The following is a 25,883-nucleotide window of genomic DNA, read 5'->3' as shown; positions in this document are numbered from 1 at the left end:
ACAGTCCGTTGAGCATCGGTCCGCTGCGGACCGCTTTTCGAGAATCGAGGCCGGCCATGGCCGTGAAGGTGCTGCTCGTCACCGGGGACGCGGCGGAGTCCCTGGAGGTGCTCTACCCCTACCAGCGGCTGCTCGAGGAGGGCTACCAGGTCGACATCGCCGCGCCGAGCCGCAAGAAGCTGCAGTTCGTGGTGCACGACTTCGTGGAGGGCTTCGACACCTACACCGAGAAGCCCGGCTACACCTGGCCCGCCGACCTGGCCTTCGCCGAGGTCGACCCGACCGAGTACGCGGCGCTGGTGATCCCCGGCGGGCGGGCGCCCGAGTACCTGCGCAACGACCCCGAGGTGCGGCGGATCACCAAGCACTTCTTCGAGGCCGACAAGCCGGTCGCGCAGATCTGCCACGGCCCGCAGATCACCGCCGCCGCCGAGGTGCTGGCCGGCCGCACCACGGCCGCCTACCCGGCGCTGGAGCCGGATGTGCGGGCTGCGGGCGCGACCTACCGGGACGGCGAGGCGGTGGTCGACGGCATGCTGGTCTCGGCCCGGGCCTGGCCGGACCACCCTGCCTGGCTGGGCGCCTTCATCGAGATCCTGCGGACCAAGGCGCCCGCCAACGGCGGTCAGTAGGACTGCAGCTCGATCAGCGTGCCCTCCGGGTCGCGCAGGTGCGCGGTGCGCAGGCCGGGCCCCCACTCGGGGCGGTCGGTGGGCCCGGCCACCGGCGTGCCGCCGTGCGCCAGGCAGTGCGCCAGCGCCGCGGCCACGTCGGCGACCCGGTGCACCAGCATCACCGCGTCCTGGGTCGGCGCCGCACTGGCGGGCAGCGCCGCGGTGCCGGCCACCCGGGCCATCGCGGCGCGGTCGAAGAGCACCAGGACGGCCTGGTCGTCGACGTCCCAGTTGGCGTACGGGCCGCCGGCGTCGCCCTTGCGCCGCACCGCGCCGCACAGCTCGGGCAGTACGGCGTCGTAGAACCGGAAGCACTCGGCGAACCGGGTGACCAGCAGTCGTGGGTACAGCGCGTCCATGGTTCCCTCCCTGGAGTATTAGTGGGTCACCACCCACTATTGGTGCTCACCCTACAATCCGGTCATGGAAACCGTGCCGCCGAGCCTGCTCGACCTGACCAGCTTCCTGCTCGCCCGGACCGGCCGGACCGCCCGGGCCCGGCTCGCCGCCCGGCTCGCCGAGCGGGAGCAGCGGTTGTGGCACCTGGCGGTGCTGGCCGCGCTCGCCGACTTCGGCCCCCAGGTGCAGCGCGAGCTGGCGACCCGGCTGGCCATCGACCCCAGCGACCTGGTCAAGGTGCTGGACGACCTGACCCGGGCCGGCCAGGTCGACCGGACCCGCTCCAGCACCGACCGCCGCCGGATCCAGGTGAGCCTCACCCCGACCGGCCGCACCGCGCTGGCCGAGCTGCTCCGGCAGGCCCGCGCCGTGCAGAACGAGGTGCTCGCCCCGCTCGACGCCGACGAGCGGGCCCTGCTGCACCGGCTGCTGCTCCGGCTGCACCAGGCCCCGCCGGTCTCCGGCAGCTCGATTTCAGAACCCGGCCGCTGATCAGGTAATGTTCACTGCGTTGAACGGGCGCCGCTAGCTCAGTTGGTTAGAGCAGCTGACTCTTAATCAGCGGGTCCGGGGTTCGAGTCCCTGGCGGCGCACCCAAACAGAAAAGGCGCTCCTTCACCTGAAGGAGCGCCTTTTCGGCGTCGAAGCGCGCTTTCCGCGCTGATCGGAGACACCTGTGAGCCTCGTGGACACTCTCCGGCGGTGGTCCGTCCCGGCCTGGGCGGTCGATCTCGCACTCGTGGTCCCGGCCCTGGCCGACGCCCTGCTGAACTTCCCGCCGCCCCGCGACTGGCACTTCTGGGTCTCGGCGGCCGCCGCCGTGGTGCTGGTGGTCCGCCGCCGCTGGCCGCGGACCGTGCTGCTGCTCACCCTGCCCGGCCTGTTCGCGGGCAGCGCCCTGGTCGCCCCGATGATCGCCGTCTACACGGTGGCCCGCAGCGAGCGGCCGGCCTGGCAGAAGCAGCTGGCCCTGGGGCTGGTGGCGGTCGGCAGCTTCCTGCCCTGGCCGATCACCTCACTGCCACGGGAGACCCTCAGCGACATCACCCAGCACCTGATCTACGCCGTGATGCTCGCCGCCGGCCCGGTGGTCCTGGGCCTGCTGGTCCGCACCCGCGAGGACCTCTCGGCGCGGGTCGCCGAGCTCGCCGAGCTGCGCGACGTCGAGCGGATGCTCTACGCCAAGACCGTGGTCGCCGAGGAGCGGGCCCGGATCGCCCGCGAGATGCACGACGTGGTCTCGCACCAGGCGGGCCTGATCGCGGTCCAGGCCGGCGCCCTGCAGGTGACCACCAAGGACCCGCAGACCAGGGAGACCGCCGCCACCCTGCGCGGGCTCGCGGTGGCCACCCTGGAGGAGCTGCGCTCGATGATCCTGGTGCTGCGCGCGGCCGGGGCCGGCCCGACCGAGCTGGTCCCGCAGCCCCGGCTGGCCGATCTGCCCCGGCTGGTCGGCGCCGCCGAGGTGGCCGCCACGCTGCGGATCGAGGGCCACGACCCGGCCGCCCGCCCGCTGCCCGAGCCGGTGGAGCGGGCCGCCTACCGCACCGTCCAGGAGGCGCTGACCAACGTCCGCAAGCACGCGCCCGACGCGGCGACCGAGGTGCGGGTCCAGGTCGAGGCGGACTGCCTGCGGGTCAGCGTGTGCAACGCCGCGCCCCGGGTCGGTGCGGCGGCGGGCTCGCTGCCGGGCGGGCACCACGGCCTGATCGGACTGCGCGAGCGGGCCGGGCTGCTGGGCGGGCGGATCACGGCGCAGGCCACCACCGCCGGCGGCTTCGAGGTGGCGCTCTGGCTGCCGCTGCCCCGCCAGGCGGACCCTCAGGCGGCCTGACCCCAGGCCCATACCGGACAGATCACACGTGATCGGCCAAGATCACATCAGAAAGGGACAAAGGTCCCTACCAGCCTCGGAGATCGCCCGGCAGGCTGACACGGTTCACCTGTCCCAGCGATCGACCGACCGCGTGCACCGACCGGCACGGGGCTCGCAGAAAGGCCTGGTCCCGTGCCGCGACCGACCTCCGCCCCCGTGTCCCGGCTGCGCCGGCTGCTGCGCTCCGGACGTCCGCGCCGCGCCGGCTGGCGCCGCCTGATACCCACCCGGCGGTTCGCACTCTTCTCGACGCTCACCGTGCTGCTGGGCTGCGCCGGCTTCCTGGGGCTGGGCCTCCTGCTGGTCAAGGTGCCGGACGCGCACGCCGCCGCCACCGCCCAGCGCAACACCTGGCTCTACCGGGACGGCACGGTGCTCGCCCAGACCGGCGAGACCAACCGGCAGAGCGTGGCCCTGGACCAGGTCTCCCCCGAGGCGCAGCACGCCGTGCTGGCCGCCGAGGACCGGTCGTTCTACCGGGAGGGCGCGGTCAACCCGTCGGCGCTGCTGCGGGCCGGCTGGAACACCCTCACCGGGCAGGGCACCCAGGGCGGTTCGACGATCACCCAGCAGTACGTCAAGAACGCCTACCTGACCCACCAGCAGACCGTCAGCCGCAAGGCCCGCGAGCTCAGCCGGTCCGCGATTTCGCCGCGCCCGCCGCGGTGAAGTCCGCCGGCCCGGTCGGCGGCACCAGCCCGGCGACCACCGCGCCGTCGAGCCCGGCGGCGCCCTCGACGGCCCCGAGCACCCCCGCGGCAACGCCGCCCCCGACCACCGCCCCGGCCACCGGCGGACCCGCCGCACCTGCCGCACCCGGCACACCCAGCGCCCCGGCGGTCCCGCCGGCGCCCCGGCCGAGCACCCCGCCGGCGTCCCCCTCGCCCTCGCCGAGCACCGCGCGCCCGACGACTCCCACGCCCACCGCCAACCCGTCGGCCGCCGAACGCACCCTGGCACCCACAGGCTGATCCCAGCTCCTGCCCAGGCTGTCCGCCTGTTGACCAGGACCTGTCGTAGACGCCCCTGACCTGGAAGAATGCCCGGATGCGCTCCTCCCGACGGGCCGTCGGCCTCACCCTCGCCCTGATATCCGCGTTCTCCTTCGGCAGCTCCGGCGCGGCCGCCAAACCGCTGATCGAGGCCGGCCTGTCGCCGCTGCACGTGGTCTGGCTGCGCTGCACCGGTGCCGCCGTGCTGCTGCTGCCGCTGGCCTGGCGGCACCGGGCGATCGTGCGGGAGCGGCCCGGGCTGCTGATCGGCTTCGGACTGCTCGGGGTCGCCGGGGTGCAGGCGTGGTACTTCGCGGCGATCTCCCGGATCCCGGTCGGGGTGGCGCTGATGCTGGAGTACTTCGGGCCGCCGCTGCTGCTCTGCTACGTCCGGTTCGTGCAGCGCAAGCCGGTCACGCTGCGGGCGGCGATGGGTGCCGTGGTGGCGGTCGGCGGGCTGGTCTGCGTGGTCCAGGCCTGGCAGGGGCTGCGGTTCGACGCGCTCGGCGTGCTCTTCGGGCTGTGCGCGGCCTGCTGCCAGGTGGGCTACTTCGTGCTGGCCGATGCGAGCAGTCGCGGCGACAAGCCCGCCGACCCCATGGGTGTCTCGGCCTACGGCCTGCTGGTCGGTGCGCTGGCCCTCACCGTGATCGCCCGCCCGTGGAACGCCCACTGGTCGAAGCTGGGCGGCCATGCCGTGCTGGCCGGGCACCAGGTGCCGGCGCTGCTGCCGGCGGCCTGGATGGTGCTGGTCGCCACCGTGATCGCCTATCTGACCGGCGTGGTCTCGGTCGGCCACCTCTCGCCGCCGGTGGCCGGCGTGGTCGCCAACATCGAGGCGGTGGTGGCCACCGTGCTCGCCTGGTTCGTGCTCGGCGAGCACCTGGCGGCGCCCCAGCTCTTCGGGGGCGTGCTGGTGCTGCTGGGCGCGCTGGTCGCGCAGACCAGCCGCCCGAGCGAGCCCGCGGCCACCGGACCCGCTCCGGCGCCGACCGAACCGTCGACCACCGAAAGCTGCCCCGCCCAGCCCTGACGCTGCGTCAGATCGACCGCCTCCCACCTGCGTGAACCCGCGTGCACCGGGGTACCTCCCCGGTGGACGCGACGCACGGCGCAGCTCGAACGGGGGCCGACCATGACCGCAACGGCCTTGTCACATCAGCCGATAGCCTGCTACGCCTGCGGGGGCTCCGGCGTCACCGAGCAGACCAGGCACAGTGTGATCACCAACCCCGACGGCACCCAGGAGGCCGTCACCGAGACCTACACTGGCCCGTGCAGCACGTGCCACGGCTCGGGCCGGATCCAGTAGGAGGCCAGCATGCGTTCCGTCTTCCAGTGCGCTGTGTGCGGGGTGCACTACCTGCCGCCCGAGGGCCTGCGCTGGTCGGACGGGAGCGCGGCCAGCCCGCTCTGGTGCGACGTGCACCACGTGGCGGCCCAGCGGCACGGCATCACCGCCCCGAGGCTGCGACGGCGGCCGCGCTGCTGGCCGCCCGGCTGCGCGACGCGGCCGCGCCGCGCGAGGAGTCGCCGCAGCGGGACGTGCGACCGTCCCGCCCGGCCCGGACCCGCCGCGCGCCGGCCCCCCGCGGCCGCCGCAGCAAGCTGAGCTAGGACGGCCGGCAGTGCGGCCGTAGCTCAGCTCAGGCCGCCCGTGCCGCCGTAGCCCAGCCTGGGCCGCCAGTGCGGCCCGGCCGACGGGCCGTCAGGCCTCGCCGCCCTCGGCGTCCCGGGCGATCGCCTCGTGATGGCGGATCACCTCGGCGATGATGAAGTTGAGGAACTTCTCCGCGAAGACCGGGTCCAGATGGGCCCCGGCCGCGAGCTCGCGCAGCCGCCCGATCTGGTCGCGCTCCCGGGCCGGATCGGCGGCCGGGAGCCGGTGCTCGGCCTTGAGCCGGCCGACCCGCTGGGTGGCCTTGAACCGCTCGGCGAGCATGTGCACCACGGCGGCGTCGATGTTGTCGATGCTCTGCCGCAGTCCGGCCAGCTCGGCGCGGACGGCCGGGTCGACCTCGTCCAGGGAGGCGGTGGGCTGCTCGGTCATGGGTCTGCTCCGGGTGCCGGGGCCAGGGGACTGCCCGGCCGAACCGCACGGGCCGGGCAAATCTAACAGCCCACGGGATCCGAGCCGAGTCGTTTTGGGTGAATCGTCCGACATATGGACAGCTCACCATCCGGAGGCATCCGGTTGCCGAACGTGACGTCGGGTCGGATCATGACCGCACCGGCACCCCCGCTCCCGAAAGGCCCCCGCCCCGATGCCCGTGCGCGACTCCTACCCCGACGGCGCCCCCTGCTGGGCCGACCTGACCTGCGCCGACCCGCTCGCCGCCCAGGACTTCTACGGTCCGATCCTGGGCTGGGAGTTCGAGGAACTCGGCCCCGCCCACCGCGGCTACACGATGTGCCTGAGCGAGGGCCGGCCGGCCGCCGGGCTGGTGCCCCCGCCGGCCGGGGCCGAACGGCTGCCGCCGGCCTGGAATGTCTATCTGGCGGCGGCCGACCTGGACGCCGCCTACCGGCGGGTGGCCGAGGCGGGCGGCGAGGGCGTGCTCGCCCCGCGCCAGGTGCCGGACGCGGGGCGGCTGGCCTACGCCTTCGACCCGGTCGGTGCCGCCTTCGGCCTCTGGCAGCCGGGCGGGCACGCCGGGGCGGCGGTCTACGGCGAGCCGGGCGCGATGTGCTGGCACGAGCTGACCTGCCCGCGGGCCGAGCCGGCGGACGCCTTCTACGCGGCGCTCTTCCCGTACCAGCAGAAGCAGATGGGCGACGGGCGCGATTTCGACTACACGGCCTGGAGCGTGCCCGGCTCGAACGGCCTGCCGGTCTGCGGCCGCTACCGCGCCCCGGTGCCGCGGCCGTTCTGGGCCGTCCACTTCGCGGTGGTCGACGCCGACCACGCGGCCGAGCAGGTGGCGGGGCTGGGCGGCCGGGTGCTGCGCGAGCCGTTCGACTCGCCGTACGGGCGGCTGGTGCCGTGCGGCGATCCGAGCGGCGCCCAGCTGACTCTCTGCCAGCTTCCCTGAGGTCGGCCGCCCTCAGCGCTTAGGCTGGGCGCGGCGTGACCGGAACTGACACAACGACAGCAGGAGGTACCGATCGTGGCAACCACTCGCACCGCGCACACCGTCTGGCAGGGTGATCTCCTCAAGGGCTCGGGCATCGTGAGCTTCGACTCCTCCGGCATCGGCGACCAGCCGGTCACCTGGGCCTCCCGGGCGGAGCAGGCGAACGGCCGGACCAGCCCGGAGGAGCTGATCGGCGCCGCCCACTCGTCCTGCTTCTCGATGGCGCTGTCGCACGCCCTGGCCGGCGCGGGCACCCCGCCCGCGCGGCTGGAGACCAAGGCCGAGGTGACCTTCCAGCCCGGCGAGGGCATCACCGGCATCCACCTGAGCGTGCGCGGCGAGGTGCCCGGCCTCGACGAGCAGGGCTTCGTCGCCGCCGCCGAGGACGCCAAGAAGAACTGCCCGGTGAGCCAGGCGCTGACCGGCACCACGATCACGCTCTCCGCCGAACTGGCCTGACATACCAGCAGATCAGCTGCCTGATCGGACGGCTGACCACACGCGCACGCCCCCGGCGCGCACCCCCGCCCGGCCGCCGGGGGTGCGCCGCCCGAGCCGGAGCCGCCCCCGAATTCCAACGATTCACCCTGACGGCAGTGGCCTCCGCTTCGCCAAGCGGCCTATGATCGGCGCAAGTAGAGCGAGCGTCAGCAGCGGACGGGAGCAGCCGTGCGAGGCCGGAACGAGGGGGCCGACGCACACCGCCAGAGCGTGCGGCACGACACGTTGTGCCAGCCCACCGAGGCAGGAGCAACCGGTACCGTCCCCATCCATCTGTCACCACCAGCCGGGCACTGCCCCAACTGCGCTGCCGTGCTGCCCGGCGCCCCCGCCCCGGAGTCCGAGCTGCTGGCCGCGCTGCGGGCCAGCGAGCTGCGGTTCCGCGCCGCCTTCGCGGACGCCGGCATCGGCATGCTGCTGATCGACACCGACGGCCTGGTGCTGGAGGCCAACCCGGCGCTGGCCGAGATGCTCGGGCACGAGGTCGCCGCGCTGGTGCAGATGCACATCAACGACATCATCACCCCCGAGGAGGGCGCCCGCCGGCTCTACCGGGAGCTGGTGATCGGGGTGCGGGACCGGCTCCGCCTGGAGCGCCGGCTCAACCACCGCGAGGGGCGCGAGGTGTGGAGCAGCGTCACCATCTCGCTGATCCGCGACTCGACCGGCACCCCGCTCTACACCCTGGCCATGTTCGAGGACGTCACCGAGCGCCGCCGGCTCGGCGACCGGCTCGCCTACCAGGCGCTGCACGATCCGCTCACCAGACTCCCCAATCGGACCTTCTTCTTCGACAAGCTGAACGACGCCTGCGCCCCGCGCCCGAACACCGAGGGCGCCACCAACGGCCGCCGGGTCGGCATCTGCTACGTCGACCTGGACGGCTTCGCCGCCATCAACGACACCCTCGGCCACCACATCGGCGACCAGCTGCTGAGCGCGGTGGCGGCCCGGTTGGAGCGCGGGTTCGCCAGCGGCGACCGCCAGTTGGTGGCCCGGCTCGGCGGCGACGAGTTCGCCGTGCTGGTCATCGACAGCGAGGGCAGCGAGCAGCTGACCGCCCTGGCCGGGCAGCTGCTCGCGGTGCTGGAGCGGCCGTTCGAGGTGTCCGGGCACCGGCTGTCGGTCACCGCCAGCGTCGGCGTGGTGGAGCGGCCGATCGCCACCACCTCGCCGACCGAGCTGGTCAAGGACGCGGACGCCACCCTCTACTGGTCCAAGGCCGACGGCCGCGCCCGCTGGACGCTCTACGACCGGGACCGCGGCGCCCACCAGCTGACCCGCCGCCTGCTCACCACGGCGCTGCGCCCGGCCCTGGAGCGCGGCGAGTTCACCGTCGAGTACCAGCCGCTGGTGGGCCTGGCGGACGGCGCGGTGCACGGGGCCGAGGCGCTGGTGCGCTGGCGGCATCCGCGGTTCGGCACCCTCTCCCCCGACCGGTTCATCCCGCTGGCCGAGGAGTCCGGCGCGATCGTACCGCTGGGCAGATGGGTGCTGGAGGAGTCCTGCCGGCAGGCCCGCGGCTGGCTGGCCGAGTTCCCGGACACCGAGGCCTTCGTCAGCGTCAACCTGGCCGCCCGCCAGGTGTGGGACTCCGATGTGGTGACCGATGTCGCCCGGGTGCTCGACCAGACCGGCCTGCCGGCCCGCCTGCTCCAGCTGGAGCTCACCGAGAGCGCCGTGCTCGGGCCGAGCGGCCGGCCGCTGCAGGCGCTGCAGGCGCTGGCCGACATGGGCGTGCGGATCGCCATCGACGACTTCGGCACCGGCTACTCCAACCTGGCCTACCTGTCCCGGCTGCCTGTGCACGCGCTGAAGCTGGACGGCAGCTTCATCGAGGGCTTCCGCGATCCGGCCCCGGTCGGCCGCCCCGAGCCGCGCTCGCGGCGCAGCGAGGCGGACGAGCAGATCGTGGGCGCCATGGTGCGCCTCGCCCACGATCTGGGGCTCACCGTGACCGCCGAGGGGATCGAGAGCGCGGCGCAGGCCGAGCGGCTGCGGCTGACCGGCTGCGACACCGCGCAGGGCTGGTTCTTCGCCCGCCCCGGCGACCCGTCCCTGGTCTCCGCGATACTGCGGGAGGGACGGGTGCGCAGCTCCGGGCCGGAGTGGTCGCCCGCGGTGTCCTGACGGTCAGTCGAGCAAACCGTAGGCCTGGGCGATGAGTTCGTAGGAGCGCAGCCGGTCCTCGTGGCCGTGGAAGTGCGAGGTGACCATCAACTCGTCGGCGCCGGTGCGCTTGCGCAGCTCCTCCAGGCCGTCGGCGACCCGGCTGGGCTCGCCCATCACCACATTGGCCATCCAGGACTCCACGAAGTCCTCCTCGGCCGGACTGTACGGGTAGTCGGCCGCCTCCTGCGGGGTGGGGATCGCCGTCGGCATGCCCCGGCGCAACCGCAGCATGCCGAGCGCGGCGGAGCGGGCCAGGTGGCGGGCCGCCTCCAGGCCGCCGTCGGGCACCGCGACGGCGCTCACGCCGATCAGCGCGTACGGCTCGTCCAGCACCGCGGAGGGGCGGAAGTTGGACCGGTAGAGCTCCAGCGCGGGCACGGTGTTGGCGGCGCTGAAGTGGTGGGCGAAGGCGAACGGCAGGCCGAGCCGGCCGGCCAGCTGGGCGCTGAAGCCGGAGGAGCCGAGCAGCCAGATCGGCGGGCGCTGCGGGCCGCTCGGCACCGCGCTGAGCTTGGCGTACGGGTGGGCGGCGGGGAAGTCGCCGTCCAGGAAGTGCGTCAACTCGGAGAGCTGGCGCGGGAATTCGTCGCCGTCCTCAAGGCTGCCGCGCCGCAGGGCGCGAGCCGTGGCCTGGTCGGTGCCGGGCGCCCGGCCCAGGCCCAGGTCGATCCGGCCCGGGTGCAGCGCCTCCAGCAGGCCGAACTGCTCGGCGATGGTCAGCGGCGCGTGGTTGGGCAGCATCACGCCGCCGGAGCCGAGCCGCAGGGTGCTGGTGTGCGCGCCCAGGTGGGCGAGCAGCACGGCGGGCGTGGAGCTGGCCACCCCGGGCATGCCGTGGTGCTCGGCGACCCAGAAGCGGTGGTAGCCCAGCCGCTCGGCGGTGCGGGCCAGTTCGGTGGTGGTCTCCAGGGCCTGGGCGGCGGTATAGCCGGCGCCGACGGTGGCGAGGTCGAGGATGGAGAGCGGGGCCGGGGCGCTGCCGCGCACCACGCCGCGGATGTCGCTCCTCGGCTGCCTGTCCTCACCGGTCATCGGTCCACCTCTTCCTCACCTGCGCTCGACTCTCGTGGCAGCACAACAGCGCTGGGACCGCGACTGTTCCCACTCGAACACAAGTACCGTGGTGCGATGCCCGACACATTCCCGACCGCGCCGCCCTCGTCCCCCGCCCTCGGTGCCGCGCCCGCCGGGAGACCCACCGCACCCGGGGTCGGCCTGCTGCTGACCCTGGTGCTGGGCTCGCTGAGCGCGCTGGCGCCGCTCTCGATGGACATGTACCTCCCGGCGCTGCCCCGGGTCACCACCGGCCTGCACACCCAGGACGCCCTGGTGCAGCTGACCCTGACGTCCTGCCTGGTCGGCCTGGCACTGGGCCAGCTGGTGACCGGGCCGCTCAGCGACGCGCTGGGGCGGCGCCGGCCGCTGCTGCTGGGGATGACGCTCTACACGCTCGCCACCGCGTGCTGCGCGCTGGCACCGGATGTGCGGGTGCTGATCGTCTGCCGGCTGCTGCAGGGGCTCTCCGGGGCCGCCGGCATCGTGATCTCGCGGGCCGTGGTGCGGGATCTGTTCGACGGGCTGGCGGCCGCCCGGTTCGCCTCCACGCTGATGCTGGTCTCCGGCGCGGCTCCGCTGCTGGCGCCGATCCTGGGCGGTCAGCTGCTGCAAGTCACCTCATGGCGCGGGGTGTTCGCGGTGCTGGCGGTGCTCGGAGGCGTGATCCTCATCACGACCGCGCTGCGGGTGCCGGAGACGCTGCCCCCCGAACGGCGGCGGTCCGGCGGGCTGCCGGACACGCTGCGGACCATGCGGCAGCTGCTGGCGGACCGGCTGTTCAGCGCCTATCTGCTCACCGTGGCCTTCGGGTTCGGGGCGCTGTTCGCGTTCATCGGCGGCTCGCCGTACGTGGTCCAGGAGGTGTTCCACGGCTCGGCGCAGCAGTACAGCCTGATCTTCGCGCTGGTCGAGCTGGGCCTGGTGGGCATGGCGCAGCTGACCGGGCGGGTGCTGCTGGGGCGCTTCTCCTCGCACCGGATCCAGTTGGCCGGTGTGGCGTCGCTCACCCTCGCCGGGCTGCTGCTGGTGCTGATGTCGACCGTCTGGCACAGCGGTCTGGCCGCGCTCACCGCGGGGCTCTTCCTGATGGCGGCGGGACTGGGCACGGCCTCGCCGCCGTCCTCGGCGCTGGCCCTGCAGCGGGCGCCGCACGCCGCCGGCACCGCGTCGGCGCTGCTGGGCACCATGCAGTTCCTCACCGGCGCGGTGGCTCCGGCCCTGGTCGGCCTGGGCGGTCAGGGCAGCGCGCTGCCGATGGCGGTGGTGGTGCTCGGCTACGCGGCCGCCGCGCTGCTCGCCTTCCTGGTGCTGGCCCGCCCGTGGCAGCCGGTGCCGGATCCGCTGCGCGGCTGACGGAACGTCCGACGGGACGGCAGCTGACGTTCTGTCGGCCGCCGTTCCGGTCCGTCCCGGCGAGCCGCGCGGCTCGCCGGGACGGACCGGGCGCCGGTTCCCGCCACGCCGATCGCGCCAGAGACCCAGGTCGGCTCCGGCGCTGTGGCACCTCCGCGGCGGCCCCTCGTCACCTTCCTCCGCCGAATGTCAAGAGTGCATTCAGGGGGTGCTGAGAAGATCTTCATGCTGAGCCGCTAGCGTTGGAGGGCGGTGCCACCTGTGCTCTCCGGGCGGTCCGGAGAGGGAGGTGGACTCATGGGAAGTCCGACGCTGATGACGTCGAGCTGGTTCTGCGTGGTGGCCGTGCTGGCCGTCCTGGGTGATGCCTTCCTCCCCTTCCTGCCCAGCGGCACCCTGGTGATCCTGGCGGTCCTGAAGACCTCGCACAGCACCCAGGCGCCGTTCCTACTGGCCGCCGCGGTCGCCGTCGCCTCGTTCCTCGGGGACGTGCTGCTGCTGGCGGCGGCCCGGCGCGGCGGGCGCCTGCTGCGCCGCCGACTGAGCCGCAGCCCGCAACTGGCCGCCGATGTGAGACGGGTGCAGCGCTCCCTGGAGAGCCGGACCAGCCGCGCGGCCGCCGCCGTGGTGATCGTGGCCCGGTTCGTGCCGGGCGGGCGGACCGTGCTCGATCTGGCGATCGGCCACTCGGCCAACCGCTCGCGGACATTCCTGCACTGGTGTGCCGTGTCCGCGCTGGTCTGGGCCTGCTACATAGTGACGCTGGGCTGGCTGGACAGCCACTGGTTCAACACCACCTGGCTGAGCCTGGCGGTCTCCTGCGCCGCCGCCACCGCGATCAGCACCGCGGTGGCCCGACTGGTGCGCCGCAGTCGGCAGTTGGCGCTGGTGGCCCAACTCGACGAAGCGGCCTGACTCTCAGGTTTGTCCCAGGATCGCAACAGAGCCGCTCTCCCCGGAGCCGGAAGTCGGCTGGTCACCGTCTCGCTGAGGAGTGTCAGGAGTGCGGACGCCCTTGGATCCTGGACGTTCTCCATGACATCCTGATGGAAATTTGATGATCATATGCCGTAAATTGCCCGGCTGCTCCCTTCCACTCGCGGGACCGCCGGGCACTACTTGGCAGGGGAGACCATGAGCAGCATCTCGCGCAGGTCCGTGCTGAGCGCCAGCGCGGCCACCGCGGCCCTTGGCGCACTGTCCGCGTGCGGCACCGGCAAGGGGCCGAGCCAGGACAGCGTGCAGCCGGCAGCCGGTTCCACCGCGACGGCCGCGGGAAGCGCGGTGCCCAACCCCACCCCCTCCGGCAAGGCCACCCTGATCGGCGACGGCTCCACCTCGGACACCGGCCCGCAGCCCAACCAGCCCACGCCCGAGAAGCTGGCGCCCGGCCAGCGCCCGCCGCAGTTCGTGGTCTTCTCCTGGGACGGCGCCGGCGCCACCGAGGACGGCCAGTTCGAACGGTTCCTCAAGCTCGCCAAGGACCACAAGGCCACCTTCACCTTCTTCCTCTCCGGCCTCTACTGCCTGCCGGCCGGCAAGAAGGACCTCTACCACCCGCCGCACCACTCGGTGGGCGCCTCCGACATCCCCTTCCTGTCGGACAACGCCGTCAAGAACACCATCAAGATGATCAGCCAGGCCTGGCTGGACGGCCATGAGATCGGCACCCACTTCAACGGCCACTTCTGCGCCACCCGCCCCGACCACAACGGCGTCAACAAGTGGTCGGCGCAGGACTGGGAGAGCGAGATCCAGCAGGCCGTCGACTTCGTCACCAAGTGGAAGACCAACACCGGCTTCACCGACGTGCCGCCGTTCCCGTTCGACTACACCAAGGAGCTGATCGGCGCCCGCACCCCGTGCCTGGACGGCCAGAAGGGGCTGCTGCCCACCGCCGCCAAGCTCGGCTGGAAGTACGACGCCAGCTCGCCGGGTGAGAAGCAGGTGTGGCCGCAGAAGGTGCAGAACGGCCAGATATGGAACTTCCCGCTGCAGTCCATACCGTACCCGGGGGTGACCTGGGAGGTGCTCTCGATGGACTACAACATCATGGCCAACCAGTCCAACAGCAACCCGAAGGGCGACCCCGGCCACTTCGACACCTGGCGGGACGCCGCCCACCAGAGCTACCTGGCCGGCTTCAACCGCGCCTACAACGGCAACCGGGCGCCGTTCTTCGTCGGCAACCACTTCGAGCAGTGGAACGGCGGCATCTACATGGACGCCGTCGAGGCCGTGCTCAAGGACATCGCCGACAAGCCGGAGGTGCGGCTGGTCTCGTTCCGCCAGCTGGTCGAGTGGCTGGAGGTGCAGGACGAGTCCACGCTGCGCAAGCTGCGCACCCTGGGCATCGGCCAGGCGCCCAAGGAGGGCTGGGAGACCTTCCTCGGCACGGCCAGCTGAAACGTTCCGCTCGCAGTACGCAGGGGCCGGCGGACACCGCCGGCCCCTGCGCCGTGTTCAGCCCCGGCAGCGGCCAGCATCCGCTCGGCCACCACGGCCGCACCCACCGCACCCATCACGATCGAGTAGTGGTTGCTGTCCGCGACCTGATCGATCACCAGCTCAAGCCCGGCGCCGGCCAGTCGCTCGGCGTCGTAGAGCCCCTGCGGCTGGTCCTGCAGCCCCCGCTCGGCCCAGAGCAACTCGGCCCGGCCGCCGAGCCGCCGGATGGCCGCGGCCGCCTCGGGATCCAGCAGAACCTGCGCGCCGTCCGTCTCGATCGCCTCCGGCACGCAGGCGGTGCGCAGCTCGGGCTCGGCGCCGGTGAGATCACGCGCCAGGAAGAGCTCCCGACCGGTCTCGTCCAGACTCGGCCAGACCGGGTGCCGCGCCCAGTGGGCCCGGTAGTCCGCCAGATCCGTGAAGGTCATCGCCAGCCGGTCCAGCGCGGGGCCGAGCACCGCGGCCAGCGCGTCCTCCTCGGCCACACCGGGCGGCAGCGGGAAGCTCACCGCGCCGTCCACCAGCAGCACCCGGGTGAACAGCTCCGGCTCGGCCGCCGCCGCCAGCGCGGAGATCCAGGCGCCCATCGAGTGGCCCGTCAACTGAACCGGTCCATCGGTGAGTTGACGGACGAGCAGGGCCAGATCGGCGGCATGCCGAGCCAGCCCGTACGGCCCGGGCAGCACCGCGCTGCCGGCCCGGCCGCGCAGGTCCGGCGCCAACAGGGTCGCCCGGCCCGCCAGTTGCCTGGCCACCACCGCCCAGGACTGCGCGTTGCCCATGATGCCGTGCACCGCCAGCACGGTCGGCGCGCCCGGCACCGCGGCGGGCCAGCGCAGCACCGCCAGCGAGCCGCCGGGCACCGGAACGGCCAACTCCTCGGCCAGGGGGGACTCGACGGACATGGGATCAGCACCCTTCTCGCGACGCCGGGATCCCGAGCACCCTAGGACAGCACGGCCGCCCCGCCTATGGCGATCGCCGCCCCAAGCCGGGCGGGCCGACTGTGGCGCGGCACCACACCGAGCGACTGGCCCGCCGTCAGCCCGCCAGGTTCGGCAGCCGCCAGTCGATCGCCTCGTCGCCGAAGCCCTCCAGCGCCGCATTGATCTGCGAGAACGGCTTGCTGCCCAGGAAGAGCTTGGCCGACAGCGGCGACGGGTGGGCGCCCTGCACCACCACGTGCCGGTCGGTGTCGATCAGCGGCAGCTTCTTCTTGGCGTAGTTGCCCCAGAGCACGAAGACGCACGGCTCCTCGCGGGCGCTGACCGCCTTGATCACCGCGTCGGTGAACTTCTCCCAGCCCTTGCCCTTGTGCGAGTTGGCCTGGTGCGCGCGCACCGTGAGCACCGCGTTGAGCAGCAGCACGCCCTGCTCGGCCCACGGCATCAGATAGCCGTTGTCCGGCACCGGCACGCCCAGGTCGGTGCCGAGCTCCTTGAAGATGTTCCGCAGCGACGGCGGGGTCTTGGTGCCCGGCAGCACCGAGAAGCTCATGCCGTGCGCCTGGCCGTCGTCGTGGTACGGGTCCTGGCCGAGCACCAGCACCTTGACGTCCTGGTAGGCGGTGGCGGCCAGCGCCGAGAAGACCTGCCCGCGCGGCGGGAAGACCTGGTGCTCGGCGCGCTCGGCCGCCACGAACTCGGCCAACTCGGCGAAGTAGGGCTGCTCGGTCTCGCCCGCCAGCACCTCCCGCCAGGACTCCGGCAGCTCGAACTCGTTCTCCAGCACGCCTGCTGCCACCTCAGCGACCTCGGTCACCGCGTCACCCTTCCTCGGACTCCTGCTCGTGCACCCCGCACGCTACACAGCCGCACCGACAGCGCCTATTCGGCGGCCGGTTCGCCCGGCTCCGGCAGCACCGGTCCGGCGGCGGCCCGGGCGCGCCGGATCCGGGACTCCTCCACCGCGTTGAGCGCGACCAGCAGCACCGCCAGCACCACCAGCGCGGCCAGCGCCGGCACCAGCAGCAGCACCGGGACCAGCGCCAGCAGCACCGCGCCCGCGACCAGCCGGGTGTGCGCCGGCCGCCGGAACATCGTCCAGCGGGTGTAGCCGAAGGTCAGCAGATAGAGCGCGCAGCCGCCGTAGAGCAGCCCCAGGGTGCCCAGGTCCAGCCGCTTGTCCGGCTCGGCCACCGTGACGTGGAAGCCGACCGCGATCGCGATCACCGAGGCGACCAGCACCAGATGGGCGTAGGAGAACACCCGGCGCAGCACGCTGGCCCGGGCCTCGGCCACGGTCAGCGCATGCCGCATCGCGTCGTTGGCGTGCGCGAAGTACACCCACCAGAGCGCGCAGGAGATGGTGAACGCCGCGATCACCGCGAAGAGTTCACCGTTGCCCAGGCCGCGCGCCGCGGCGGCCGGGGCCCCGGTGCCGACGATCGACTCGCCGAGCGCCACCAGCACCAGCAGCCCGAACCGCTCCGGCAGGTGCCCCGGGTGGTAGGCGACCCGGGCCAGCAGCGAGCGCAGCACGGTCGGCCCCGCCAGGTCGATCGCGGCCGCCACCGCCCACAGTGCCGGCCGGGCGTCGCCGTGCAGCAGCCCGCCGGTGAGCATCAGCGGCCCGCTGATCACCGCCCCGACCCCGTACGGCCCGCGCCACGCTCCCCTGATCCCACCGATCAGCCACAGCAGCACCAGCCGGGCCGCCCAGTACGCCGCACCGAACAGCACCCCGCGCGCGCCGTATGCCTCGGGCAGTGCCAGTGCCATCAGCAGGCCGCTCAGCCCGACCGCGAAGATCCCCACCCGGTCGCGGGCGGTGTCCACGTCCCGCACGTTGGCCTGCACCGTGGTGCCCACCCAGCACCAGTAGACCGGGATGAACACCACCAGCGCCCGCGGCACCCCGCCGGCGCCGTGGTGCAGATAGAGCAGATTGGAGATCTGGGTGATCGCGAAGACGAAGACCAGGTCGAAGTAGAGCTCCGCCCAGGTGACCCGTTTCTCCGCCGGCTCGGCGACCTCCGCCGAGGCGCTCCGTCTCTTGGCCGGCTCGACAACCTCCGCCGTCACTTCTCCCCCGGTGATGATGAACTCGGCCCGGTGCCGCCCCGCACGGGCGCCACCGGGCCGCTGACACTACGTCAACTCCGTTTCATTACACCAGCTCGATGAGATCGGCGATGGAATCCACCACCCGGCCCGGCCGGTACGGGAACCGCTCCACGTCCCCGGCGGCGGTCAGACCGGTGAGCACCAGCACCGTCTCCATGCCGGCCTCCATGCCGGCCACGATGTCGGTGTCCATCCGGTCCCCGATCATCACCGCGGTCTCCGAGTGCGCCCCGGCGGTGTTCAGCGCCTCCCGCATCATCAGCGGGTTGGGCTTGCCGACGAAGTACGGCTCCACCCCGGTCGCCTTGGTGATCAGCGCCGCCACCGAACCGGTCGCCGGCAGCACGCCCTCGGTGGACGGGCCGGTCTCGTCCGGGTTGGTGCAGATGAACCGGGCGCCGCCGTTGATCAGCCGGATCGCCTTGGTCAGCGCCTCGAAGGAGTAGGTCCTGGTCTCGCCCAGCACCACGTAGTCCGGGTTGTTGTCGGTCAGCACGTAACCGGCCTGGTACAGCGCGGTGGTCAGCCCCGCCTCGCCGATCACATAGGCCGTGCCGCCCGGCCGCTGCCCGCTCAGGAACTTCGCGGTGGCCAGCGCCGAGGTCCAGATGCACTCCTCCGGCACGTGCAGCCCCATCCCGGCCAGCCGGGCCGCCAGGTCGCGCGGCGTGTAGATGGAGTTGTTGGTCAGCACCAGGAACGGCTTGCCGGACTCCCGCAGCCGCCGGATGAACTCGTCGGCCCCCGGAATCGGGGTGCCCTCGTGAATCAGCACCCCGTCCATGTCGGTCAGCCACGATTCGATGGGCTTGCGCTCTGCCACGTAGGTGTCTCCTCGGTCTTGGGACGGTTCTGAACGATCTCCCGCATCGCTCCGGACCGGACACCGTCGGCCGGCCGGGCGCCACCGGCTGCCCTGACGGTGACCAGCGTAATCGGCCCGCCCACGCGCCAACAGCGATGTCCCGCTCCGCGGACCCCCGATGTGGTGGACTCAGGCCCATGAGTACCGCGAGGACCGCCGCCCCGTACCGCGTCGCGCTGCTCGGCTACGGCCTGGCCGGCGCCGCCTTCCACGCCCCGCTGATCGCCGCCACGCCGGGCCTGCGGCTGACCGCCGTGGTCACCGCCAACCCCGAGCGGCGCGCCCAGCTGGCCGCCGCCCACCCCGACGCGCGGCCGCTGGACTCGCCCGACCAGGTCTTCGACCGGGCTGACCAGTACGACCTGGTGGTGATCGCCACCCCCAACCGCACCCACCTGCCGCTGGCCCGGGCCGCGCTCACCGCCGGACTGGCCACCGTGGTGGACAAACCGCTGACCGCCACCGCCGCCGAGGCCCGCTCGCTGTGCCACCTCGCCGACACCCGGGGCACGCTGCTGACGGTGTTCCAGAACCGCCGCTGGGACAACGACTTCCGCACCGTGCGGCGGCTGATCGAGGACGGCGCGCTGGGCCGGGTGCACCGGTTCGAGTCCCGGTTCGAGCGGTTCCGGCCCAAGCCCAAGGCGGGCTGGCGGGAGCTGGCCGACCCGGCGGAGGCCGGCGGCACCCTCTACGACCTGGGCAGCCACCTGGTGGACCAGGCGCTCACCCTGTTCGGCCCGGTCTCCTCGGTCTACGCCGAGATCGACGTCCGCCGGGACGGCGCGGTGGTGGACGACGACGCCTTCCTGGCGCTCAGCCACGACTCGGGCGTCCGCTCCCACCTGTGGACCAGCGCCACCACCCCGCTGTCCGGCCCGCGCATGCGGGTGCTCGGCGACACCGCGGGATACGTGAAGTTCGGCCTGGACCCGCAGGAGGCCGACCTGCGGGCCGGCCGCCGCCCGGACACCCGCATCCCGTGGGGCGCCGAGGACCCGACCCACTACGGCACCCTCGGCACCGACGGGGCGCACACCACCATCCCCACCGACCTGGGCGACTACCCGGCCTTCTACGCCGCCATGGCCCACACACTCGCCACCGGCGCCCCACCCCCCGTCGACCCCCGGGACTCGGTGACCACGCTCACCATCCTGGAGGCGGCCAGGCACTCGGCGGCCACGGGACGGACGGTGGCGCCGGACTGATCGCCCGGAGCCGGCGCCACCGGCACCCCCGGCGGCAGGTCAGCCGCGCTGCCAGCCGGCCAGGTAGGCGTCGATCTCGCCGTTGAGGCGGGCCTTGCCGACCGGGTCCAGGAACGAGGCCTCGACCGCGTTCCTGGCCAGCCCGGCCAAGCCCGCCTCGTCCAGGCCGAGCAGGCGGGCGGCGACCGCGTACTCGGTGTTCAGGTCGGTGCCGAACATCGGCGGGTCGTCGCTGTTGACGGTGACCAGCAGGCCGGCGTCGACGAACCGCTTGATCGGGTGCTCGTCGATCCGCTCCACCACCCGGGTGGCCAGGTTGGAGGTCGGGCAGACCTCCAGCGGGATCCGGTGCTCGCCCAGGTGGTCGATCAGCGCCGGGTCCTTGAAGCTCTGGGTGCCGTGGCCGATCCGCTCGGCGCCCAGCTCGCGGATGGCGTCCCAGACCGTCTCCGGGCCGGTCGACTCACCGGCGTGCGGCACGCTGTGCAGGCCGGCGGCCCGGGCCCGGTCGAAGTACGGCTTGAACTGCGGACGCGGCACGCCGATCTCCGGGCCGCCGAGGCCGAAGCTCACCAGGCCGTCGGCGCCCACCTCCAGCGCCAGCCGGGCGGTCTCCTCGGCCGACTGCAGGCCGGCCTCGCCCGGGATGTCGAAGCACCAGCGCAGCACGATCCCGAAGTCCCGCTCGGCGGTGATCCGGGCGTCCTCGATCGCCTCCATGAACGCCTTGTCCGGGATCCCGCGGCGCACCGAGCTGTAAGGGGTGACGGTCAGCTCGGCGTAGCGGATCTGCTGCCGGGCCATGTCCTCGGCCACGCCGTAGGTCAGCGCCCGGACGTCCTCGGCGTCCCGGATCAGGTCGACCACCGACAGGTACACCTGGATGAAGTGGGCGAAGTCGGTGAACGTGAAGTACTCGGCCAGCTTCTCGGGGTCGACCGGCACCTTGCTCCGGCCCTCGTAGCGCGCCGCCAGCCCGGCCACCACCCGCGGCGAGGCGGAGCCCACGTGGTGCACGTGCAGCTCGGCCTTGGGCAGACCGGCGATGAACGCCTCGATCCCGCGCGACATCTCTTCTCCTCCACTGATCGGCAAGCCACCATTAGACCTCGCGCAGCCCGCTATCCGCCCAGGGCGGTGGCCACGGTGTGGATCAGCAGGCCGGCCAGCGCGCCGACCACGGTTCCGTTGATCCGGATGAACTGCAGGTCGCGCCCGACATTGGCCTCGATCTTGCGGGAGGCGTCGTCGGCGTCCCAGCTCGCCACGGTGTCGGAGATCAGCGAGGTGATCTCGGCGCGGTAGGTGTCCACCACATAGGCCGCCGCGTCCTGCAGCCAGCCGTCGGTCTTGCGCTGCAGCCGCCGGTCGGTGGCCAGCCGCAGGCCGAACGAGCGCACGCCGTGCCGGATCCGGCGGCGCAGCTCGCTCTGCTCGTCCGCCGCGGCCGTCAGCACCAGGGAGCGGACTGCGCCCCACGAGGAGGCGATCAGCTCCTGCACCTCGGGCCGGGCCAGCAGCTCGGCCTTGGCCCGCTCGACCCGCTGCTGGGTGGCCGGGTCGCTCTGCAGCTCCACCGCGAAGTCGGCCAGGAAGGTGTCGATGGCGCCGCGCGCCGGGTGCTGCGGGTCGTCCCGGATCGCGGTGGCGAACCGCAGCAGCTCCTTGTAGACCCGCTCGCCGACCTGCTGGTCGATGAACTTCGGGGTCCAACCCGGCGACTTTATGGCGACCTTGGCCACCACGTCCTCGTGGTGCTCGGTCAGCCAGTCGTGCACCCGCACCGTCACCAGGTCGACCACCCCGTGGTGCCCGCCGTCGGCCACCACCCGGCCCAGCATCCGGCCGAGCGGGGCCGCGACCTGGGTGGCCGCGGCCCGCCGGGTGATCGCCTCGCTTATCACCGCCTGCACGTCCTCGTCCCGCAGTACGGCCAGCACCCCGCGCAGCGCTGCCGCCGCCTCGGTGGTGACCCGCTCCGCGCTGCCGGGCGCGGCCAGCCACTCGCCCAGCCGCCGCCCGACGCCCAGCCCGGCGAGGCGCTCGCGGACCACCTGGGCGGCGAGGAAGTTCTCGCCGACGAAGCTGCCCAGCGAGCGGCCGAAGGCGTCCTTCTTGGTCGGGATGATCGCGGTGTGCGGGATCGGCAGGCCGAACGGGCGCCGGAACAGCGCGGTGACGGCGAACCAGTCGGCCAGCGCACCGACCATCCCGGCCTCCGCGGCCGCCGCCACATAGCCCGTCCAGCTCCCCCAGCCCGCCGCCTTGGCCCAGGTCGACAGCCCGAACACCAGCGTCGCGACCGCCAGGAACCCGGTCGCGATCGCCTTCATCCGCCGCACCCCGCGGCTCTTCTCCTCATCGGCCGCGGTGAACCGCACCCCCGCCGCCATGGCCCCGCTGCGCTCGCTCTCCACCGCACCAGTGTCGCCGATCACCGCGCCGTCAGACCGTAGCGATGAGCCCGCCTTCCCCGGCCGCCCGCAGCCGCCCCGGCGGCAGGCGGCTCGGGAACCCAGCCCTACCCGATCGCCACCTCCCTCGCGTACATCCGCGCGATCACGTCCTCGATCACCGGCTCCCGCACCGACAGGTCGACCAGCGGGTACCGCTGCGCGACGGCGGCCACCAGCGGGGCCGCGCTGTCCTCGGCGGGGAACGCCAGCCACTGGCGGGCGCCCGCGACCTTGACGACGCGGGTGCCGGGGAGGTCGATCGGCGGGTGTTCGCGCAGCAGGTCGACCACCAGGGTGCGTTCGCTGCGGCCGGCGGCGTGCAGGCCGGGCAGGTCGCCGTCGTAGACCACCCGGCCGTGGTCGATCACCATCACCCGCCCGCAGAGCTGCTCGATGTCGGTGAGGTCGTGGGTGGTGAGCAGCACGGTGGTGCCGGCGGTGTTGACCTCGCGCAGGAACTCCCGCACCCGGGCCTTGCTGAGCACGTCGAGCCCGATGGTCGGCTCGTCCAGGTAGAGCACCCGCGGGTCGTGGAGCAGCGCGGCGGCCAGGTCGCCGCGCATCCGCTGGCCGAGCGAGAGTTGGCGCACCGGGGTGTCCAACAGGTCGCCGAGGTGCAGCAGTTCGACGCAGCGGGCGAGGTTGGCCGCGTACCGGGCGGGCGGGATCCGGTAGAGGCGGCGGGCCAGTTCGTAGGAGTCGCGCAGCGGCAGGTCCCACCAGAGCGTGGTGCGCTGTCCGAAGACCACGCCGATCCGGCGGGCCAGCGCGGTCCGTTCCCGGGCCGGGTCGACGCCGGCGACCCGCAGCCGGCCGCCGCTGGGCACCAGGATCCCGGTGAGCATCTTGATGGTGGTGGACTTGCCGGCGCCGTTCGGTCCGATGTAGCCGACGCATTCGCCGGCCGCCACGGTGAAGCTCAGGTCGTCGACGGCGCGCACGGTCCGGCGCTCGCGGCGCCACCGTCCGGTCTTGGCGCGGACGGTGAAGGTGCGTGACACATGGTCGAGTTCGATCAGTTCCACGGTGGTCCTTCCTCAGCTTCCGGTGGAGCGGTAGGCCCGCAGGCCGGCCCGCCAGGCGAACCCCGCGGCCAGCACGCAGAGCGCGGCGGCGAGCGGCGAGGCGTACTGGAAGGCGGTGGGCAGGCCCAGTGGGTCGGGGCGGTGCAGCAGGCGCAGGGTGGGCAGCCAGTTGACGAAGGCCAGCGGCAGCCCGAAGGTGACGCCCGCCACCAGCTCCTTGGCGAAGACGCTGGGCGGGTAGTGCAGCAGGGTGGCGCCACCGTAGGTGAAGGAGTTCTGGAACTCCTTGGCCTCGCCCCACCAGAACTGCAGGGTGGCGCCGCCGACGAACAGCGCGCTGAAGATCACCGTGCCGCAGACCAGCATGCCGGCGAGCAGCAGCAGCCGGGGCAGGGTCCAGGCCAGCGCCAGCGCCTGCATGGACCAGCCGAGCACCAGCAGCGACTGGACGGGACGGCCGAGCCGGCGCAGCGCGAACCGCTCGGCGCAGACCAGGGCGAGTGCCGGGGCCGGGCGCAGCAGCAGCACGTCGAGGTCCCCGGAGCGGATCCGCTGGCCGAGGCTGTCGACGCTGCCGACCAGCAGGTCGGCGGCGCCGAGGGCGAACCCGGAGGTGCCGTAGAGCAGGCCGATCTCGGGCAGCGTCCAGCCGCCGAGGCGGTCGGTGTGCCGGAACATCAGCACCAGCACCGCGAAGTCCAGCGAGGTGATCAGCAGGTTGCCCAGCGAGGTGAGGACGAACGAGGTGCGGTAGGACATCTGGGCGCGCGTCCACATGGCGGCGGTCAGCCGCCAGGAGGTCACCGACCAGCGGACCTTGGCGATCAGGGGCTCCCGATCCGCGGGCACCGTCAGGGCCTCGGCGGCCGTCAGGGTCTCAGCCACCCTGCACCACCACCTTGCGGACGGCCAGGGCCTGGGCCGCCCGGCCCGCCGCGAACAGCACGACGGCCCAGAGCAGTTGGGCACCGAGCTCGCCGGGCACCCGGGAGCCGCGCTCCAGGAAGACGTCGCACGGGGCCTGGATCAGCGCGGCCCAGGGCAGCGCCTGGGCGAGTTGGCGCAGGCCCTGGGGGAAGAGCGTCAGCGGCAGCAGCATCCCGGACATGAACATCGAGACCACCACCATCAGGGCCCGCAGCCCCTCGGAGTCGAGCAGCCAGAAGGAGCTGATCGAGATCAGGAACCGCAGTCCGAAGCTGACCAGCAGCGAGAGCAGCACCGAGAGCAGGAAGACCGGCCAGGTGAGCAGGGAGTGCGGCAGCCGGGCGTGGCAGGCCAGCACCCCGACGGTCAGCGGCACGGCACCGCGGGTGAGCAGCTGGAAGCCGGCCCGGCCGAGGTCGCCGGCCAGCCACCAGCCGAGGAAGTCGACGGGGCGCTGCAGGTCGATGGCGATGTCCCCGTTGCGGAACCGCTCCTGCAGGTCGTCCTGGAAGCCGCCGCCCCAGGCGGCGACCGCGACCAGCAGGGCCTGGCTGACCCAGATGTAGGTGACGGCCTGCCCGGTGTCGTAGCCGCCGAGGTGCGGCCTGGTGCGCCAGAGGGCCAGGAAGCCGGCGGCCAGGATGAAGCCGAAGACGGTGTTGGTGAAGGCTCCGGCCACGGTCGCCGCCCGGTAGGTCGAGTAGCGGCGGAAGGAGCCGCGGGCGATGGCCAGGTAGAGCCCGGCCGAACCAGCCATCATTTATCTCCTTATCGACTTTTTTGCGGCGCGACCACCGCGCCGTCCGACATGACCCCACAGCGCATCAGCCCCGACCGACAGCCCTGGGGGTACCCAGGCGTCGCTCGGGGCTCTGCGGAATGTGAAGTTGTGTCAGTTCACGCTAGCGGCACGGACCTTGATCACGCAGCCGATTAAGGGGCCGTTCAGGGGACGGCCGGCCGGCTTCGGCCAGCAGTACGGCTACAGGTAGAGCCCCGTGGAGCCCTCGGCGTCCTTCAGCCGCTCCGCCGCCACCGCGTGCAGGTCGCGCTCGCGCAGCAGCACGTAGGTGGCGCCGCGCACCTCGACCTCCAGCTTGTCCTCGGGGTCGTACAGCACCCGGTCACCGGGCTCCACCGCCCGCACGCTCTGGCCCACGGCCACGGCCTCGGCCCAGGTGCAGCGCTTGGAGAGTTCCGCCGTCGCGGGGATCAGGATGCCGCCCGTCGAACGGCGCTCGCCCTCACCGGCGTCCGTCTTCACCAGCACCCGGTCGTGCAGCATCCGGATGGGCAGCTTCTCGCCCAGCCGGTCGTGCCGGCCGTGCTCGGTCTGCCTGTTCTGCTCGTCGTCGTTCACGCTCACGCTCACGCCCAGACGGTACCTGGCCGGGGCCCGGGCCGGTGCGCGGGCCCGGGCCGATCCGGGGAAAACCGATCAGCTCTCCCGCTTGCGCCTGCGGGAGGCCAGCAGCACCAGCAGACCGCCGCCGACCAGCGCCACCGGCACGATCCGGTCGGGACGCGGCTTGCCCTGCTCGTCGGTGAACTCGGCACGCAGCCGCTCCACCCCGCGGCTGGCGGCCACATAGGCCTTGCCGACCCGCTGCTCCACCGAGGCCAGCACCTTCGCCCGGGCCTGCGCGGTGATCGTGGACGGATGCACCCGCATGGCCAGCTCGTCGAGCGTGTCGGCCAGCTGGGTACGGGTCCGCGCGATGTTCTCCTCGATCTCCACGAGGGTCCGCCCCGCGCCGTCACGCACGTCCTTCGTCTTGCCCACCCGGGC

The 25,883-nt window shown here is 73.0% G+C and carries 28 protein-coding genes, 1 tRNA gene and 1 pseudogene; 15 read left to right on the top strand and 15 right to left on the bottom strand.

Features of this window, described 5'->3' with window-relative positions; genetic code table 11:
* The first annotated feature begins 56 nt into the window (after positions 1–56).
* Entirely contained in the window at positions 57–632 is a 576-nt protein-coding gene (locus E6W39_RS27400; RefSeq protein ID WP_141635771.1) for a DJ-1/PfpI family protein, read from the top strand.
* Here the strand turns inward: E6W39_RS27400 and E6W39_RS27395 are convergent.
* Positions 626–1,033, bottom strand: coding sequence for a VOC family protein (locus tag E6W39_RS27395; protein ID WP_141635770.1), 408 nt, complete (start codon positions 1,031–1,033; stop codon positions 626–628). The genes E6W39_RS27400 and E6W39_RS27395 overlap by 7 nt on opposite strands.
* A gap of 64 nt (positions 1,034–1,097) precedes the next feature.
* On the opposite strand from E6W39_RS27395, the gene E6W39_RS27390 reads away from it, so the two are divergent.
* The 4 genes from E6W39_RS27390 to E6W39_RS27375 all read left to right on the top strand — a co-directional run bounded on the left by E6W39_RS27390 (position 1,098) and on the right by E6W39_RS27375 (position 3,618).
* A complete protein-coding gene (locus tag E6W39_RS27390; protein WP_141635769.1) occupies positions 1,098–1,565 on the top strand; it encodes a MarR family winged helix-turn-helix transcriptional regulator in 468 nt (155 codons plus the stop codon).
* Positions 1,566–1,592: 27 nt separating this feature from the next.
* Positions 1,593–1,666: transfer RNA gene (locus E6W39_RS27385), tRNA-Lys, on the top strand.
* Between the two features lie 83 nt (positions 1,667–1,749).
* Positions 1,750–2,907 (top strand): sensor histidine kinase, encoded by a 1,158-nt coding sequence (locus tag E6W39_RS27380; RefSeq protein WP_228718385.1) that lies wholly within the window; start codon positions 1,750–1,752, stop codon positions 2,905–2,907.
* Between the two features lie 174 nt (positions 2,908–3,081).
* Positions 3,082–3,618: a transglycosylase domain-containing protein gene (locus tag E6W39_RS27375; protein WP_181799466.1), complete on the top strand. Its 537-nt coding sequence runs from the start codon at positions 3,082–3,084 to the stop codon at positions 3,616–3,618.
* On the opposite strand, the gene E6W39_RS27370 is transcribed toward E6W39_RS27375, so the two are convergent.
* Entirely contained in the window at positions 3,581–3,901 is a 321-nt protein-coding gene (locus tag E6W39_RS27370; protein ID WP_141635767.1) for a hypothetical protein, read from the bottom strand. The genes E6W39_RS27375 and E6W39_RS27370 overlap by 38 nt on opposite strands.
* Positions 3,902–3,996: 95 nt before the next feature.
* On the opposite strand from E6W39_RS27370, the gene E6W39_RS27365 reads away from it, so the two are divergent.
* The 3 genes from E6W39_RS27365 to E6W39_RS27360 all read left to right on the top strand — a co-directional run bounded on the left by E6W39_RS27365 (position 3,997) and on the right by E6W39_RS27360 (position 5,558).
* On the top strand, positions 3,997–4,974 hold the full coding sequence (locus E6W39_RS27365; RefSeq protein ID WP_141635766.1) for an EamA family transporter: 978 nt from the start codon (positions 3,997–3,999) through the stop codon (positions 4,972–4,974).
* Positions 4,975–5,076: 102 nt separating this feature from the next.
* On the top strand, positions 5,077–5,253 hold the full coding sequence (locus E6W39_RS39730) for a hypothetical protein (protein WP_181799465.1): 177 nt from the start codon (positions 5,077–5,079) through the stop codon (positions 5,251–5,253).
* A gap of 104 nt (positions 5,254–5,357) precedes the next feature.
* Complete coding sequence (locus E6W39_RS27360; RefSeq protein WP_141635765.1) at positions 5,358–5,558, top strand: acyl-CoA carboxylase subunit epsilon; 201 nt, start codon at positions 5,358–5,360, stop codon at positions 5,556–5,558.
* A gap of 91 nt (positions 5,559–5,649) precedes the next feature.
* Here E6W39_RS27360 and E6W39_RS27355 read toward each other — a convergent pair whose 3' ends face one another.
* Positions 5,650–5,991, bottom strand: a complete 342-nt coding sequence (locus E6W39_RS27355; RefSeq protein WP_101381656.1) for a chorismate mutase — start codon at positions 5,989–5,991, stop codon at positions 5,650–5,652.
* Positions 5,992–6,205: 214 nt separating this feature from the next.
* On the opposite strand from E6W39_RS27355, the gene E6W39_RS27350 reads away from it, so the two are divergent.
* The 3 genes from E6W39_RS27350 (at position 6,206) to E6W39_RS27340 (ending at position 9,646) form a co-directional block, all read left to right on the top strand.
* Positions 6,206–6,973: a VOC family protein gene (locus E6W39_RS27350; RefSeq protein WP_141635764.1), complete on the top strand. Its 768-nt coding sequence runs from the start codon at positions 6,206–6,208 to the stop codon at positions 6,971–6,973.
* A gap of 75 nt (positions 6,974–7,048) precedes the next feature.
* On the top strand, positions 7,049–7,474 hold the full coding sequence (locus tag E6W39_RS27345) for an OsmC family protein (RefSeq protein WP_101381654.1): 426 nt from the start codon (positions 7,049–7,051) through the stop codon (positions 7,472–7,474).
* A 210-nt stretch (positions 7,475–7,684) separates the two neighbouring features.
* Positions 7,685–9,646, top strand: a complete 1,962-nt coding sequence (locus tag E6W39_RS27340; protein WP_228718384.1) for a putative bifunctional diguanylate cyclase/phosphodiesterase — start codon at positions 7,685–7,687, stop codon at positions 9,644–9,646.
* Positions 9,647–9,649: 3 nt separating this feature from the next.
* On the opposite strand, the gene E6W39_RS27335 is transcribed toward E6W39_RS27340, so the two are convergent.
* Complete coding sequence (locus E6W39_RS27335) at positions 9,650–10,720, bottom strand: LLM class flavin-dependent oxidoreductase (RefSeq protein ID WP_141635763.1); 1,071 nt, start codon at positions 10,718–10,720, stop codon at positions 9,650–9,652.
* Between the two features lie 96 nt (positions 10,721–10,816).
* Between E6W39_RS27335 and E6W39_RS27330 the strand changes: the two genes are divergently transcribed.
* The 3 genes from E6W39_RS27330 (at position 10,817) to E6W39_RS27320 (ending at position 14,503) form a co-directional block, all read left to right on the top strand.
* Positions 10,817–12,097, top strand: a complete 1,281-nt coding sequence (locus E6W39_RS27330) for a multidrug effflux MFS transporter (RefSeq protein WP_141635762.1) — start codon at positions 10,817–10,819, stop codon at positions 12,095–12,097.
* A gap of 297 nt (positions 12,098–12,394) precedes the next feature.
* On the top strand, positions 12,395–13,012 hold the full coding sequence (locus tag E6W39_RS27325) for a DedA family protein (RefSeq protein ID WP_141635761.1): 618 nt from the start codon (positions 12,395–12,397) through the stop codon (positions 13,010–13,012).
* Positions 13,013–13,231: 219 nt separating this feature from the next.
* A complete protein-coding gene (locus tag E6W39_RS27320; RefSeq protein WP_141635760.1) occupies positions 13,232–14,503 on the top strand; it encodes a polysaccharide deacetylase family protein in 1,272 nt (423 codons plus the stop codon).
* Positions 14,504–14,643: 140 nt separating this feature from the next.
* On the opposite strand, the pseudogene E6W39_RS27315 reads toward E6W39_RS27320, so the two are convergent.
* The 4 genes and pseudogenes from E6W39_RS27315 to E6W39_RS27300 all read right to left on the bottom strand — a co-directional run.
* Positions 14,644–15,450: pseudogene (locus tag E6W39_RS27315) on the bottom strand (alpha/beta fold hydrolase); the annotation flags it as partial.
* Positions 15,451–15,586: 136 nt separating this feature from the next.
* The gene (locus E6W39_RS27310; RefSeq protein ID WP_407658478.1) at positions 15,587–16,306 is read right to left on the bottom strand and encodes a uracil-DNA glycosylase; all 720 of its coding nucleotides are present in this window, start codon (positions 16,304–16,306) and stop codon (positions 15,587–15,589) included.
* A gap of 65 nt (positions 16,307–16,371) precedes the next feature.
* Positions 16,372–17,568, bottom strand: coding sequence for a low temperature requirement protein A (locus tag E6W39_RS27305; protein ID WP_141635759.1), 1,197 nt, complete (start codon positions 17,566–17,568; stop codon positions 16,372–16,374).
* 85 nt (positions 17,569–17,653) lie between these two features.
* Positions 17,654–18,433 carry an HAD-IIA family hydrolase gene (locus E6W39_RS27300; protein WP_101381647.1) on the bottom strand — a complete coding sequence of 260 codons (780 nt, stop codon included), beginning with the start codon at positions 18,431–18,433 and terminating at the stop codon, positions 17,654–17,656.
* Between the two features lie 179 nt (positions 18,434–18,612).
* Between E6W39_RS27300 and E6W39_RS27295 the strand changes: the two genes are divergently transcribed.
* Positions 18,613–19,686, top strand: a complete 1,074-nt coding sequence (locus E6W39_RS27295) for a Gfo/Idh/MocA family oxidoreductase (protein WP_141635758.1) — start codon at positions 18,613–18,615, stop codon at positions 19,684–19,686.
* Positions 19,687–19,725: 39 nt separating this feature from the next.
* On the opposite strand, the gene E6W39_RS27290 is transcribed toward E6W39_RS27295, so the two are convergent.
* The 7 genes from E6W39_RS27290 to E6W39_RS27260 form a co-directional block, all read right to left on the bottom strand.
* Positions 19,726–20,757, bottom strand: a complete 1,032-nt coding sequence (locus E6W39_RS27290; RefSeq protein ID WP_141635757.1) for an adenosine deaminase — start codon at positions 20,755–20,757, stop codon at positions 19,726–19,728.
* 50 nt (positions 20,758–20,807) lie between these two features.
* Positions 20,808–22,079 carry a DUF445 domain-containing protein gene (locus E6W39_RS27285; RefSeq protein WP_141637982.1) on the bottom strand — a complete coding sequence of 424 codons (1,272 nt, stop codon included), beginning with the start codon at positions 22,077–22,079 and terminating at the stop codon, positions 20,808–20,810.
* A gap of 128 nt (positions 22,080–22,207) precedes the next feature.
* Entirely contained in the window at positions 22,208–23,167 is a 960-nt protein-coding gene (locus tag E6W39_RS27280; protein ID WP_141635756.1) for an ABC transporter ATP-binding protein, read from the bottom strand.
* Positions 23,168–23,179: 12 nt separating this feature from the next.
* On the bottom strand, positions 23,180–24,052 hold the full coding sequence (locus E6W39_RS27275; protein WP_228718383.1) for an ABC transporter permease: 873 nt from the start codon (positions 24,050–24,052) through the stop codon (positions 23,180–23,182).
* Positions 24,045–24,851 (bottom strand): ABC transporter permease, encoded by an 807-nt coding sequence (locus E6W39_RS27270; protein ID WP_141637980.1) that lies wholly within the window; start codon positions 24,849–24,851, stop codon positions 24,045–24,047. The genes E6W39_RS27275 and E6W39_RS27270 overlap by 8 nt, the downstream gene beginning before the upstream one ends.
* A gap of 225 nt (positions 24,852–25,076) precedes the next feature.
* Positions 25,077–25,379, bottom strand: coding sequence for a GroES family chaperonin (locus E6W39_RS27265; protein WP_101385175.1), 303 nt, complete (start codon positions 25,377–25,379; stop codon positions 25,077–25,079).
* A gap of 153 nt (positions 25,380–25,532) precedes the next feature.
* Complete coding sequence (locus tag E6W39_RS27260) at positions 25,533–25,877, bottom strand: DUF3618 domain-containing protein (protein ID WP_228718382.1); 345 nt, start codon at positions 25,875–25,877, stop codon at positions 25,533–25,535.
* Between the last annotated feature and the right edge of the window lie 6 nt (positions 25,878–25,883).

The organism is Kitasatospora acidiphila, assembly GCF_006636205.1.
Lineage (GTDB): Bacteria > Actinomycetota > Actinomycetes > Streptomycetales > Streptomycetaceae > Kitasatospora > Kitasatospora acidiphila.
The sequence above is the reverse complement of the archived record's forward strand: the minus strand, read 5'-3'. Positions and strand labels throughout refer to the sequence as shown.